The organism is Streptomyces hygroscopicus subsp. hygroscopicus (genome assembly GCF_030269125.1).
GTDB lineage: Bacteria > Actinomycetota > Actinomycetes > Streptomycetales > Streptomycetaceae > Streptomyces > Streptomyces hygroscopicus_C.
The window spans coordinates 106693-120746 of sequence record NZ_BSSM01000003.1; the positions used below are offsets into that span (position 1 = coordinate 106693).

The following is a 14054-nucleotide window of genomic DNA, read 5'->3' on the forward strand; positions in this document are numbered from 1 at the left end:
GATCCTGCCGGACTTCTCCGACCGGTGATCCGGCGGGGCGGCCCCGTCCTTCAAGGGCGGGGCCGCCCCGTCCACGCCGTCGGAGGCACCAGGGGTGTTCGCGTGTGGTCCGCTCAAGTACAGGGAGGCCGGTAGGCCAGGGTCCCCAGGCGGTGCCGCCACTGGGCAGGGCCCAGAGCATGGCCGGTCTCGTCGCAGATGTGGTGCATGGCACGGTCGATGTCCAGGTCCCACACCTTGATGATCCCGTCCTCGCCCGACGTCGCCAGCGTGTTTCCGGGGCCCACGACGGCGCTGTCGACCGCGCCGGTGTGGCCGACGAGCGCGTCACCCTCGGCTGTGGGACGCGCGGGGTCGGTGACGTCCCACAGCCCGATCATGCCGTCCGCGGTGCCGGTGACGAGGGTGCGTTCGTCGGGGCCGAAGGCCAGGGCGGAGACGACGCCGGAGGTGTCGGCGGGCCGGCCGAGCGGCTTGGGGCGGGCGACGTGGGCGACGTTCCACAGGCGGAGCGTTCCGTCGGCGGTGGCCACGGCGAGTGTGTGTCCGCGGGGGGCGAAGGCCAGCACGTCGGCGGTGAGGGTGCGGGCGACGCGCGTCGGACGGTGCGGGTCGTGGGTGTCCCACAGCCTGACCTTGTGCGAGGAGTCCGCCAGGGCCAGGCTGTGTCCGTCGGGGCTCAGCGCGAGGAACGGTCCGCTCGTCGCGTCGAGATCCTCGTGAAGGTGGATCGTTCCCAGGAGGCGGGGCCGCCCGGGTCTGCCGACGTCCCACAGTCTGATCCGGCTGTCGGGCTTCCCGTCCGCCTCGTCCAGCGCCGCGACAGGAGCGCCGGGCTTAGCACTCGGAGCGTTCCTGCTGGAGAGGAACTTGAGTTCGTGCTGCTCGGCCTCGGCCAGAATCCGGCCGTCCGCGCTGAAGGACAGGGCGCCGACCACGTGTCCGCCCGTGACCGATGTGTGCCCCAGGCGGCGGGGACGCGTCGGATCGCTCACGTCCCACAGTCGCGTGCCGCCCTTCGGTTCCGCCACGGCGAGAAGCCGGCCGCGGGGCCCGAAGACGGCGGACGTGCCCGGGAGAGCCGTCCCGCGCTCGAGGGGCCGGTCGCCGACGGTGTCCCACAGTCTGACCTGGTCCATGCCGCAGCTGGTGACCATGGCGCGTCCGTCCGGGCTCATCCCGGTCACCGTGTCCCCGTCGCACGCCCTTCGCAAGGGCGGCAGGTTCCACACCCGGATGACCCGATCGTCGTCCGTGATCAGGCTGCGGCTGTCGCGGCCGAAGACCAGGCTGGTGCCGAAGGTTTGGCCCAGCGGTTCCCCCAGTCGCGTCGGTTCCTCGTCGTCAGCCGGCGTGTTCCACAGCTGTGTTCCGTTGTCTCCCGACACGGCCATCGTGCCACCGTCCGGGCTGAAGGCCACCGCGTGGACATCGGATCCGTCGGAGTTCTCCAGCGACGTGGAGATGTGTCGCGGACGTCGGGGATCGGTGGTGTCCCAGAGCCGCACGGCCATGGCGCCGTCGTCTGCGGCCAGCATCCGCCCGTCCGGCCGGAAGACCAGGTCCTGGGTTCCGAGCGTCAGGCGGAACGCGCTCAACTCGCGCGGTCGCCGCGGATCGGACGTGCTCCACAGCCATGCGGTGTCGCTGTCCAGGCTCCCCGCCGTGGCCAGCAGATGGCCGCGCGGGCTGAAGGCGGGAAGGCCACCGGGCAGGGAGTGTCCGAGGCGCTCGGGATGCCGGGGATCGCGCAGGTCCCACAGGTGGACCCGCTCCCCGCCCGCGGCGAGGAGGCGTCCGTCGGGACTCAGCGCCACGGTGTTCCCGACCACGTTGCCGGGCAGGCCCAAGACGGTGAGATCCGTGGGGCGGCGTGGGTCCGAGGTGTCCCACAGCCGGAGTGTGCCGTCGGTGTCGTCCTCGGCTGCCAGCAGGTTTCCGTCCGCGCTGAGCGCCACGACCGATCCGCGCAGGGACCGGCCCACACGCCGGGGATGGAGGGCGTCGTGAATGTCCCAGAGCCGGACGACGTCGTCGGCCCCGACGAGGACCAGCAGATGCCGGGACACGTCGGTGGCGACCAGGCCGCCGCCGTGCCCGTCCCCGTCGCCCGGGCCGCTCTGATCCGGGGTCTCGGAGAACAGTGGCGAGTTGGCGGCGCTCAGCAGGCTCGTATAGGTGCGTGGCGACCGGCTCATCCGGTACGAGGCGATGTCGAGCTGGGCCGCCAAGGAGACGTTCTGCACCTGCGGCGGCAAGTTGTTTCCCCGCAGTTGCTCCGCCTCGGCGGCGATCTGGCGGGACACGGCGACGGCACCCTGCGAACGGGCCGTCGCCCGCTGCTGAAAGGCGACGACGGCCGTGGCGGTGGCCACGAGTATGAGGGCGGTCAGGCCGGCGACCAGGCACCGCAGGCGGCGCGTGGTGCGTGCGGCCGCCCTCTGCTCGCCGAGGCGGGCATCCAGGCTCGCCGTCAGGAAAGCGTCCTCCAGGCCGGTGAGGTCACCGCGGTCGGTGAAGGTCTCCTCGGCGGTGGCCAGCCGTGTGCCGCGGTAGAGCGCGCCCGGTTCCCGGTCCAGGGCGTCCCAGGCCCGTGCCGCCTCGGTGAGCCGGCGGTGAGCGCGCAACCGCTCGCGGTCGGTGTCGATCCAGCCGCGCAGCCGGGGCCATGCGGTGATGAGCGCCTCGTGCGCCAGGTCGACGGTGTCATGGTCCAGGGTGACCAGGCGGGCGCGGGCCAGCCGCTCCAGGACGGTCGCACCGTCGCCGGGGCCGTCCGCGCCGAGTTCACCGCGGCTGACCGGGCGGCGGGTGTCCTGGGTGCCGTCGCCCGGAGCGATGAGCCGCAGCAGGATGTGGCGTGCCGTCTGAGCCTGACCGGACGTCAGCCGCGAGAAGACGTTCTCGGCGGTGCGGGCGACCGCGCCGTGCAGGCCGCCCGCACCGTCGTAGGCGGCTTCGGTGAGGGCGCGGCCCTTGCGGCGGTGCCATGTCTCCAGCAGGGCGTGGGACATCAACGGCAGGGCGCCTGGTTCGCCCTCGACCTCGTCGAGGATCCGGGCGGTCAGGGAACGTTCGACGATCAGGCCGACGGTCTGGGCGGGTCTGACGACCGCCTCCCGCAGTTCGTCGCGGCTCATGGGGCCGACCAGCACGCTGCCGTCCTGCAGCGCATCGGTCAGCCGGGAATGTTCGGCGCAGCGGCCGAGGAAGTCGGCGCGCACGGCGATCACGACACGCAGTCGGCCGGCGGGATCCGTGGCGGTCAGGAGCCGGTCGATGAACGCCTCGCGCTCGGCCGGGTCCGCGCACAGGGTGTAGAGCTCTTCGAACTGATCGATGATCAGCCACGTGCCGCCGTCGCCGTCGGCGGGCACCAGGTGCTGGGCGTGGGTGCGCAGCGGGTGAGGACCGGGGGTGAGGACACGCAGCGCGGCCGGCCGCGCCCCCGCGACGGCCCCCGTGCGCAGGCGGGGGATGAGACCGGCGCGCAGGAGGGAGGACTTGCCGCTGCCCGAGGGGCCGAAGACGGCGGTGAAGCGGCGGGAGGAGACCAGTTCGAGCAGACGGCCGGTGAGCTGGTCGCGACCGAAGAACAGGCTGGCGTCGCCGGGTTCGAAGCGGGCCAGGCCCCGGTAGGGCGCCTCGGCGCCGTCGTCCTCCTCACGCGGCTCGGCCGCCGCTTCCGCGGCCGCCTCGCGCCAGCGCCTCTCCCACTCCCGCGGATCACCGTCGCACGCCTGGACGTAGGTCAGTACCACGGGCAGCGTGGGCAGCCGCTCCCCGGCGGCCGCCTGCGACAGGGTGCTGGCTCCCTGTCCCGCGCGCTGGGCCATCACCCGGTAGGTGGGAGTCCCGGCCTCCGCGCGCAGCTTGCGTAACTCGGCGGCGAACCGCGCCACCGGCCCCGCGGCCGGATCGACCGGGTTCTCCCGTCGCCCTGCCATCCGCAACTCCCTGCCCGGTACCGCCTCCCCCTGGACGCGGTGTTGTGGCCCGAGAAGCTACGCGCGTCCGTGCCGGAAGGGCAACCACAGGCGTCATCTTCGGTCAGCGCCCCCCAGCCGTACCCGTCGTCCGGGCAACGGCCCTTGAGCAGGCCTGCGGAACCGGCTGCCCAAGTCCTGGCCTCCAGGGATCACCCGGGGGCCGTCCATGAACGCGGAGCGAACGTGCGGTCCGAGGTGCGGTTCCTGCGGGCGTACCTCGAGGGGCGCTCCACATGCTGCAGCGGGGGGGCGTCCGGCGCCGCATACGACGTCGGCCTCGAGGCCGTGGTGGACGCGGTGGAGCCGAGCCGGGCCCGGATCCGCCTCACCGGATGACCCAGTCGGTCCGCCAGTGCCGTCAGCTGGTCCTCGCTGAACCAGAGGCGTTCGGGGTTCCGCATGGCGATCTCGAACCGGGCGAAACCGCAGGGCCAGTCGTAAACCAGCACGCCCAGAGTGGTTGATCCCCCACAGCATGGGACCTCGACCGCGAGCGAGGTGAACCCGTCGTCGCAGTGGGCCTCAAGGAGGTCACCCCACCACTCCGTGTCGATGGCCGCCTGACACGAGGGGCAACCGATCCTCTCGAGGTTCGCCCCACAGTCGACGGCGGTCACCACGTCGTGCCACGTCATGTCGATCTCCACGTCCACGCCGTCGGCGACTCCGGGAGCCAGATCCTCGACAAGCTCGGGGACGCGATCAGCCGCATCGCGATCCGGCTGCCACTGCGGATCACTGGGAATGATCGACAGGACGTCATCGCTCACAGCTTCCCCATCTCGCCAGACCACCGACTACTGCACCAGCGCGACGCGATGCTATCGATCAAACGTTCTTATGGTGCACAGCCCCGGGTCCGAAGCGCACGACACGGATCAGCGGGTGTTCCCAGAACTCGGCAACAGTCCAGAGCCAACCTGGCATCAGGTGATGCCGAAACCCACCGACAATCGTTCTTGGTTCTCACCTACGCAGCCAGCCGGGCGAGTTCATGAACCCCCTCATGGGCGCCATCGAGTTCGCGAACAGCAAGGACCACCCGCAGCTCCAGGTGGCGGACTGGGCCGCTGGCGCGACGCGCCATTGGGCGCAGCAGATGGCAGGTGGCGGCGGGGACCAGTTCTCGCGTGAGCTGGAGTCGGTTGCCCAGCCCTGGCTCATCGGCGGCATATGGCCGGCTCCCGTGGAGGGCTGAGGGCCGACCGCCCAGAGCGTGCAGCGCGAGCAGCACCCCCGCCCCGCAAAGCCACCCACCCGGTGCGCACCACCGTCCACCCGGTGCGCCTCCACTCGGTGGGCGGTGCGCGCACCGGTGCGGCCGGCGCGCGGGAGTGGTGCGCACCGAGTGGACGCGGTGGGGTGGAGTGGGCCCGGGTGGAGGCGGTGCGTTTCCCCTTAACCTGAGCCGAGGTCAAGGAGAAACGCACCGAGTGGATGCGCGGCCCCACTCCCCTCGATGTCGTCCACTTCCACCCGGTGGCTCCACTCGGTGGAGTGGATGCCGAGCATGGTGTCGTCCACTCCCGGACGGTGGACTCCACTCGGTGGGGTGGACGCGGGCCTCGTCGGTGCGGACCACCGCACCGGGTGCGCACCATCGGGTCCACTCAGTGGCCGGCCTCCCGGCCGCGGTGCGGTCCGGGTTGCTGTGGGCGGTGCGCCCTCTGGTCGTCCGGGCGAAGAGGAAATCGAAGTAAGTCTCGTGGAAGAACCCGATCTGTTCCCCGTCGCGCACCAGCACACCGTGCGACTCGAGCACCTTGATGTGCTGGCGGGCGAAACCATCGAGGAGAGCCATAGGCGCCTGGACGGGCTCCTCGTCTACGAACGGGCCGGCCCGAGGGTTTCGCGTTCGCTCATGGAGGCGCACAGCGTGCCCGTGATACCCCGCCAGTCCAGCGCGGCGACCTGTCGCTCGATCTCCTCGCGCCGTTCATCGGTGTAACGCACGTACAGCTCCTGCAAGGTCCGGTAGGAAGCGGCCCGTGCGGAGGACGACAGACGGCTGAAGACCGACAGGTGCAACGGAGTCCGCAACAGCTCCAGCGTCACCGACCCCAAGCCGTCGGGATCCGTCCCGCTGGCGGACAGCACAGCCCGCACCTGTTCCACATCCAGGACTCTGAGGGAGAACCGGACTGTCCGGGCGCGGTCGGCGACCAGGTCGGACAGCCTCCGGTCATTGTCGATGTCGATGGTGCGGGCCACCAGGAGCACCTTGACGTTCGGGGCGACGACCAGCTGTGCGAGTACGTCTTCCACGGCCTCATAGGCATCCGACATCCTGCCGTTGTAGGTGCTGACCGCATCCAGCTGGTCAATCACCAACAGCGCCGGCGCTTCGTCCGCGACCCCAGCCAACAGCACCGCCGGCGAGTCCGGCAGGGTCATCTTGGTACCCAGGTCCTTTGAGGTTCCCCGCAGTGCGGGAGTGGCTGACTAGCTGTTCAGGGCAGGTTGACGTGGTTTCGGGTTCACTTGTTCGGTCGCTGCCTGGTCGGCGTAGTGCTTCTCCTCGTACTCGATCGGGCTGAGGTAGCCGAGCCGTTTCTGGATGCGGCGAGGGTTGTAGAAGCCGTCGATGTACTCGAAGAGCGCGAGGTTGGCTTCGGCCCTGGTGGTGAAGACGCGGCCGCGGATGCATTCGGTCTTGATGACCATCCGCAGGTTCTCCGCCAGGGCATTGTCGAACGAGTCGCCGACCGAGCCCATGGACGCCTGGATACCGGCCCTGACCAGGCGGGTTGTGAGCTTGACGGACGTGTATTGACAGCGGTGGTCGGCGCGGTGAACGCGCTCGCCGGGGGCGACTTCGCGGCTGGCCAGGGCATACTCCAGCGAGGTGAGGACCAGGTCCGCGTCCGCGCGGGCGGAGGTCTCCCAGGCCACGACCCGGCGGGAGAACGCGTCGCGGATCGCGGACAGCCACAGCGGCCCCTCCCTGGTGGGGATCATGGTCAGGTCGGTGACCCACAGCCGGTTCGGCCCGTTCGCGGTGAAGTCGCGTTGCACCAGGTCAGGGGCCGGATCGGAGTCCGGGTCACGGCGAGTGAACCCCTTGCCCCGGCGTGGGCTGATCCCGGCCAGGCCGGCCTGGCGCATGAGCCGCTCGACGCGCTTGCGGCCGACGTGGACGCCCTCGAGTGCAACAGACAGCAGCTCCGGCACCGCATCGCTGCGGTGCCGGAGCTGCAAGAGCGGCGCAAGGGTAGGGGCGGGCACTAGGTGCGAATCGCGAAGTACGCCCAGCTGCTCCATGTGGGCAAATTGGCTGTATCGGTGCCCTGAGGATTGGACTCCGCCCTGACACGGAACCGGTCACCGACCGGCCCGGTGTAGGAGAACGAGTAGGTCAAGCTGCTGGTCGCACTCAGGCGAACGCAGCTCAGGTCCTTCGAGGTATGCCAGGAGCCGGAGTAGTAGTGCTGCACCAGCAGCCGCACGCATGCTCCCGGCTTGGCCGGGGCGACGGTCACCGTGTACTTCTGCTTCGCGGTGTGGTGGTAGACCCGATAAGACGTGCTCCCGAAAAGCGCGGTCGTGTAGTAGCCGCTCAGCGAACCATGAACCGATGCGTGGACGCCCACAGATTTGGCGACGGTGGTGGCGAAGTAGTCGTAGCTGCCGGCAAACACCGCGGTGAACGTCGTGCCTCTGGTGCCCTTGTAGCTCACGGCGAGGTTGCCGGAAGAATCCACGGTGCCCGATTTCAGCAGCTGCTTAGTGGCGCCAGCAGGCTGAGCGTAAATGGAGACCTTGCCACCCTTGAAGCCCACGCTCAGGTGCGCAGCGACCTTCGCGGTGGCGCCGTAGGCGTAGCTGCTGGCGTCGGTTCCGACGCTGAGCACCTTGGCCACGCGTATCGTCGCGGTGGCGTCCGACGGCAGGTGGTCAGCGTCGCCGGAATATCGCACCCGATAGGTGTATGTCCCTGTACCGGGCGGCGTGTCCCGGAAAGCGAAGCGGCCGTCGGATGTGAGGGGCGCCTCGGGAAGCACCACACCGTTGGGATGTGCCGCGTCCGCGCGGCTGATGTGGACCACGGCGCCGGCCGAGAAGGGGAGCGCGCTGCTCACCTCGCCGCTCTCGGGGAGGGCCGTTCCCGTGTTGAGGATCAAGTTGGGGTATGTAATGCCCATCGAGGTTTGGGCTGCTCGCGGCCGTAGTAGCTCGTGCAGCCGCAGTGTGCCCATGGTGTCGATTACCGACAACAGCCGGGAACCGTCGGGAGTCCATGCAATGTCCTGCAGCGTAATTCCGGTGGACTGGAAGTCCGGGAAGTCGTAGGTTCGCAGCCTCTGCGTGCCTTGGGGCTGTTCGGTCACGACACTCTCGTGAACCAAACTACCCGTGCCGTCCCAGCCCTCCATGGCCATGGTCCCGTCGGGAGCGAATGCGAAGCTGTTCAGCGACCAGCTCCGGGCGGGGAAAGAGCTGTAATCGGTATCCCACGAGAGGTCAGTAAGCCGCAGGACGCCGTTGAGGTCAGTGGCCACACCCTGGCCGTCGGGCGTGATCACGAGGCGTGACGACCAGACACCGGGGGCATGCGCCGTGATCCGGGGCGTGCCAGTGGTGACATCGACGACGTCGAGCTCCGGCTGACCGGCCACCTGGAAGGACGCCGCCAGGGTGCCCGGCGCTTTCGGGCTCGACTGAACGGCGTATCCCTGACCCAGTTCTGTGCGGGCGGCCGGCGCGGCTGGATCTGCAGGATCGAGAGAGCCGAGCCCACCGCTGTCGCCCTGCGTATAGGTGAACCAGATCTTCCCCGCGCTGAATGCGAGCGAGGTAGGGGCGGGACGGTCTGCAGTTCCGGCCTGCCCGCCAGTGTCGTAGCGGGCGACCTCCGACAGTGTTGTCGTGTCGATGGCTGAAATCGCACCCTGGCCCGGCAGCAGCGCATACAAAGTGCTGCTGTCCGGCGACAGCGCCAGTTTGGTTGCACCCGGCTCGTCCGCAATCTTACCGATCGCAGCGCCGGACAGGTCCGTAACGAGGATCTTGTCGTCGGTGCTGCCACCGCTGAGGAAGAGCCGATCATGCACTGGATCGACTATCAGGCTGTCGAAGCCGGCCATGGGGAGCACCGTGCCTGTGTCATCCTCCGCGGCTGCCGCGGACCCGGCCACCGCCAGATTTGCCGCGAGCAGCACCAACGCCGTCACGACGCCAAGCCGCACTCTCTTCACTTGCCCCCCTGAACTGCACTGTTGGTGCGAGCAATTTAGAGCATGCACATGACTGCCCATGCAGGGAGGGAGGCATGGTGCCACGAGCCGACCTACGCGGGGCCGGACTGGGACCCGTCGCTGCTCGCGGAGGGGGTGAGTGCCCAGACCGTCATGGAGACGCTGGGACAGCACCATCGCGGACATGCCCCGGGATCACGTCGGGGGCTTTGACCTGCGCGCGTTCGGCAGGATTCGACTGCAACTCCTTGATCCGTAGCCCAGCGGGTCGGATGCGAACTGATGTCTGTTTTGCCGTCGCTTGGACGTGTGGCGTCGCGGGCCCGTGGCCGGTCGCCGGGCCGGGACCGTGCTGAAGCCGCGGCAGTAGCCGCCAGGCGGCCCCCGATCAGCCTGCCCACCCCAGCCGCAGAGCAATACAGACATCAACTCACGTACCACCCTCTCACATGGGTAGGGGAGGTCCGATCCGACGCAGGCGGCAGGAGTGTCGATTTGACGCCAATTACGTTGCTTACCGGGCTAGTTCACAGTGCTGCCGCTAATCTGACCAGGAGCAGGGGTGGCGATCTGCCCGGCGGAAGGATTGAAGTGTCGCTGCGGTTCTACGTCTATATCAGCGATGCCAAGGTGGACATGCTGCTGCCGCAGGTCGATGCGGGGTTCACGCGTCGACGCACCACCGAGGTGGGCGTCAGCTTCAAGTTCTTCACTGTGAAGCGCAGCGCTGAGTCTCCTGAAGCTCATCGTATCGCGCGCCTTGAGCGGGTGCTTGAATACCTGGATGACTTCGGCGACGTGGGCACCGTCGACGATCCTGGTCAGTACGTGCGGGGGCGCCTGCCAATGCGGTGGGGGCCATTGCCGTCTGCGCAGACGTCCGCGCAGCCGGTCACTGCGGCATCCGCTCAGGCATCCCTCGTGTATTTCGGCGGCAGCACCGAGCGCACGATCATCGGACTCGGTGGTACCAGCGGCCATGTCCTCGGTGCGGGCCCTGTCGCGTCGGCGGAACAGGACCAGGCTTTCGCGCCATCCACCATGCCAGGGCTCGTGGGCGTCCTTGCCGCTGCTACAGCGGGGAATGGGGAGGCGGTGCCGCCGGGTGCGCTCGCTGTCGTGCGCACGGCGAACGGATTGATGCGCGGCGCGGCGCAGGAAGTGGAGTTCTTCGCCAAACGACTGTTGCACGGGCCGAGTCCGTACCCTGAGCTGGACGGCGGCAAGACAGTGCTGCTAGCCAGTCCCTTGTTCGTCGCGCTCGCCGACTGAACCCGTGGCGCGGCAGCCGGCCCCGGTCTGGGAACCGGGCGATGTCATCCTCGATCTGTACGAGGTGCTCGATGTGGCGAGCGGCGGCATGGGCCAGGTGCACCGGGTGCGTCACCGCGGCTGGCAGATGGACCTGGCGGTGAAGACGCCGCGCCCCGAAATGGTGCCCACGACGGACGCTGTCCGTCGCTTCGAGGCCGAGGCCGGTACCTGGGTGGGACTCGGCCTTCACCCGCACACGGTCAACTGTGTGTACGTACGCACCATCGACGGCATACCCCGAGTGTTTGCGGAGTGGGTGGCAGGCGGCAGTCTGGACGAGGCAATCCGCAGTGGAAGCCTCTACGGGGGAGGGCGTCGAGCGGTGCTCGGCCGCATCCTCGACATCGCCATCCAGATGGCGTGGGGGCTGGAACACGCACACGACAACGGGCTCGTCCATCAGGACGTCAAGCCGGCGAATGTGATGCTCGAACCCGACGGCACAGCCAAGATCACCGACTTCGGTCTGGCGAGGGTGCGTACGGTGGCCGGTGAGGATGCGGCACGACGACCGTCGGACCGCCAGGCGACGGCAACATACCGCGGCCTGACAAAGGAATACTGCTCTCCGGAGCAGGCGGCAGCCAAGGTGGGGCGTCGCGGGACGCGCATGACAGTGGCGACCGACGTGTGGTCGTGGGCGCTGAGCGTGCTGGAGATGTTCGTCGGTGAGCGTACGTGGCAGTACGGCCAGGTGGCGCCGGAAGTCTTGGAGGCGTATCTCCGGGACGGTGGCGCGGCCTATGCAGGCCTCCCCGAGATGCCCTCCGGCGTGGCATCCGTGCTGCGTCAGTGTTTCGCTCAGGATCCCACGGCCCGCCCGTCAGGATTCGATGTGCTGGCGGCGACGCTCCGAGATCTGCATGTGGAGGCGCTCGGTACAGCCCATGACCGGCCCACCCCCAGAGCAGCGGCGCTGCGGGCGGACAGCCTGTCGAACCAGGCGCTCTCACTCCTCGACCTGGGAACGCCTGAGGAGGCACGGAGCCTGTGGCTAAAGGCACTCAGGGTCGATCCGCACCACCTGCCCACCGTCTACAACTTCGGTCTCCACGAGTGGCGTTCGGGACGGCGCTCGGGCGAGGAGTTGGTCTCGGACCTGGAAGCCGCACGTGCTGCCGAGACAACTGCCCCACCGGGACTGGGCGCCCTCCTTCTGGGAGCGGCGGAGCTGGAGCTCCAGGAAACCGACCGGGCAGGGAAACTGCTCCAAGAGGCGGTCGCCGCCGACCCCTCCTCTACCGACGCCGCCGCTGCGCTCGCCGAGTGGAAGCGCCGACTGCCGCGCCCGTCCATTGACCTTGACGGGCACTCCGAGGAGATCTCGGCAATCACGGTCAGCACGGACGGCAGCCGTGTGCTGTCGGCCGACGTCTCGGGTCGGCTCCTGCTCTGGACACCGGGCGAGCGACGCACCCGGCGCACGCTGACCCGACGTGGGCTGCCGGTCACCGTGGCGGCCATGGACGGTGCAGGCACACTGGCTGTGATCGTCCGTGACGGCACGGTCGTCGAGATATGGGACCTCAAACGGTCCCGTGTGAGGGGCAGACTGAATTTCCGTGACGGGGCCTTGCGCATCCAGGCCGTCGCGGTCAGCGGCGACGGCCGTTACGTCGCGACAGGACGCTCGGACGGTGCGATCCACCGGTGGGATGCCGAGCAGGAGCGGTTGGTCACTTTCCTCATCGGGCACACCAGACCGATCACGTCGTTGGCGCTGAGTCCCGACGGGAGCCGAGGACTGTCGGCGGCCTTCGACCAGAGCTTCGAGGATGGCACCGTCCGCTACTGGGACATGGACGACCAGCTCCTTCTCGCCCAGCTCGTGGGGCCGGTCAGAGCATGGACCATGACCGGTGAGCCCGTGCAGACCCTCGAATGGGACGCGGCAGCCGTCTCTGCCGATGCCCGCACCGCCGTTGTGGCCTGGCAGAAGGGGCCGCTCACAGTGTGGGATGCGGAGACGTGCACCCTCGTGAGTGAAGTGCCGCATCACGTGCGGTCCACGAGGTCCATGGCGGCTGCCACGACCAGACCGGTCCTGCTCACGGCACCGGCCGGAGGGCCGTTCCAGGTGTGGGACGTTTCGACCGGCCGCCTTCTGCGCGGCCTCGACCATCAGTTACCGTCGGACGGCCGATGGGTCGAGGTCGCTGCGATGAGCGCTGACGGCCGGATCGTAGTCCTGGGTTCCAGAGGGGGCAGGGTCACGGTTCTGCCGCTGCCCGAGGGCGGCTACGAGGCGCCGTGGTGCTACGCACGGCCCCGCTCCGTACCCGAACTCACCCGTGCCGCGGAGGTGTACGGCGAGCACATGGAGCGTTTCTGGGACCTCAGGAAACAGGGGCGCCCCGCTGCTGCTGCCGAAGCGTTGAGGTCCGCTCAGCAGGTGCCCGGCTTCGCCCGCGATCCCGAGGTGCGAGCGGCCTGGACCGACATGGGCGCGCACGGTCGCCGGGGCACGCTGCTCAGCGGGGGACGGAAGTTCGAGTACAGAGATGACGAGCAGTTCACACAGCCGCCGACGCTGGCTCTGGACCAGCACGGGGTTCACATGGCGACCGGCCGGTGGACCGGTGAGGTGGACGTTTGGGACTTCGCCACGGCACAGCGGGTCCACACCTTCGCCCGTGACGTCGACGCGCGAGACATCCGATTCGCGCTCGACGGGGGCATGTTGCTGGTGTGGACCCTCGCGGGCACCATCCGGCGGCTCGCCCTTGACGGTGGCCCCAGATCTCTCCGTACGGACTGGGGGCCTGTCACCTGCTTCGCGGTCGCGGGCGACCGGATCCTCACCGGCGCGGCGGACGGCATCCTGCACTTGAGAGACCTGCGCACGGGTCGAAACTTGCACACCGTGCGGGCCCATGCCGGCCCGGTCCACGCTCTTGCACTCGGACCGGAGGGATTCATCGCATCACTCGGCAGCGCTCGCCCCAAGACGAAGCGCGGCTACGACCCGCAAGACGAGTACGAGGCCGGCCTGTGGCTGCCGGGCCGGGACCGACCTGCCTGGACCGCGCAGTCGGTCCCCGATGCGCAACGGCTGGAGTTCAGTTCGGACGGCCGGTTCCTGTTCATCGTTGCGGGTACCTTCGTGACCGCGGTGGACACGGCCACCGGCATGCTCGAGTACCAGGTCTTCAATGCCGGTTTGTGGGGCGAAGGTCAGACGGACATCGACTTCACCACCGATGGCCGGCTGGCCGCGTCCGCTCACGAGCAGAGGCTGAGGGTGTGGGAAACGGCTACCGGACATGTGGCGCACACAGTGCCGCTGCCGCCGAGTCCGTACTCTTTCGCTCTCGCGGCCGACGGCACGTTCGCGGTCACCGGCGGTCGGGATCGCATGGTCCGGGTGTGGGACGTGCGGTCGGGCCGCTGCCTGCGCACCCTGGAGGGTCACAACGCAGGTATCCAGAAGGTGGTGCTGAGCCGGGACGGCACCCGGCTGGCCACGGTGGACGTAGCCGGCGGTCTGTGGCTGTGGGAGTTGTCCTGGGACTACGAGGTCCCGCCCGGGGGCGAAGGCTGAGCCATGCCGTGGTCT

At 69.0% G+C, this 14054-nt stretch carries 8 protein-coding genes; 3 read left to right on the plus strand and 5 right to left on the minus strand.

Annotated elements, in window-relative coordinates; genetic code table 11:
• Positions 1-113: 113 nt before the first annotated feature.
• The gene (locus tag QSK45_RS08605) at positions 114-3947 is read right to left on the minus strand and encodes a WD40 repeat domain-containing protein (RefSeq protein ID WP_285554814.1); all 3834 of its coding nucleotides are present in this window, start codon (positions 3945-3947) and stop codon (positions 114-116) included.
• Between the two features lie 191 nt (positions 3948-4138).
• Complete coding sequence (locus tag QSK45_RS08610; protein WP_285554816.1) at positions 4139-4759, minus strand: hypothetical protein; 621 nt, start codon at positions 4757-4759, stop codon at positions 4139-4141.
• 224 nt (positions 4760-4983) lie between these two features.
• Between QSK45_RS08610 and QSK45_RS08615 the strand changes: the two genes are divergently transcribed.
• Entirely contained in the window at positions 4984-5187 is a 204-nt protein-coding gene (locus QSK45_RS08615; protein ID WP_285554818.1) for a DUF3800 domain-containing protein, read from the plus strand.
• A 626-nt stretch (positions 5188-5813) separates the two neighbouring features.
• Here QSK45_RS08615 and QSK45_RS08620 read toward each other — a convergent pair.
• Genes QSK45_RS08620 through QSK45_RS08630 form a run of 3 tightly spaced genes read right to left on the minus strand, consistent with a single transcriptional unit; the run spans position 5814 to position 9184 of the window.
• Positions 5814-6383, minus strand: coding sequence for a hypothetical protein (locus tag QSK45_RS08620; RefSeq protein ID WP_285554820.1), 570 nt, complete (start codon positions 6381-6383; stop codon positions 5814-5816).
• Positions 6384-6431: 48 nt separating this feature from the next.
• Positions 6432-7250 carry an IS3 family transposase gene (locus QSK45_RS08625; protein WP_285554822.1) on the minus strand — a complete coding sequence of 273 codons (819 nt, stop codon included), beginning with the start codon at positions 7248-7250 and terminating at the stop codon, positions 6432-6434.
• Positions 7214-9184, minus strand: a complete 1971-nt coding sequence (locus QSK45_RS08630) for a hypothetical protein (RefSeq protein WP_285554824.1) — start codon at positions 9182-9184, stop codon at positions 7214-7216. The genes QSK45_RS08625 and QSK45_RS08630 overlap by 37 nt, the downstream gene beginning before the upstream one ends.
• 591 nt (positions 9185-9775) lie before the next feature.
• On the opposite strand from QSK45_RS08630, the gene QSK45_RS08635 reads away from it, so the two are divergent.
• Positions 9776-10456: a DUF7019 family protein gene (locus tag QSK45_RS08635; protein WP_285554826.1), complete on the plus strand. Its 681-nt coding sequence runs from the start codon at positions 9776-9778 to the stop codon at positions 10454-10456.
• Between the two features lie 4 nt (positions 10457-10460).
• Positions 10461-14039: a WD40 repeat domain-containing serine/threonine protein kinase gene (locus QSK45_RS08640; RefSeq protein WP_285554829.1), complete on the plus strand. Its 3579-nt coding sequence runs from the start codon at positions 10461-10463 to the stop codon at positions 14037-14039.
• Positions 14040-14054: the final 15 nt, after the last annotated feature.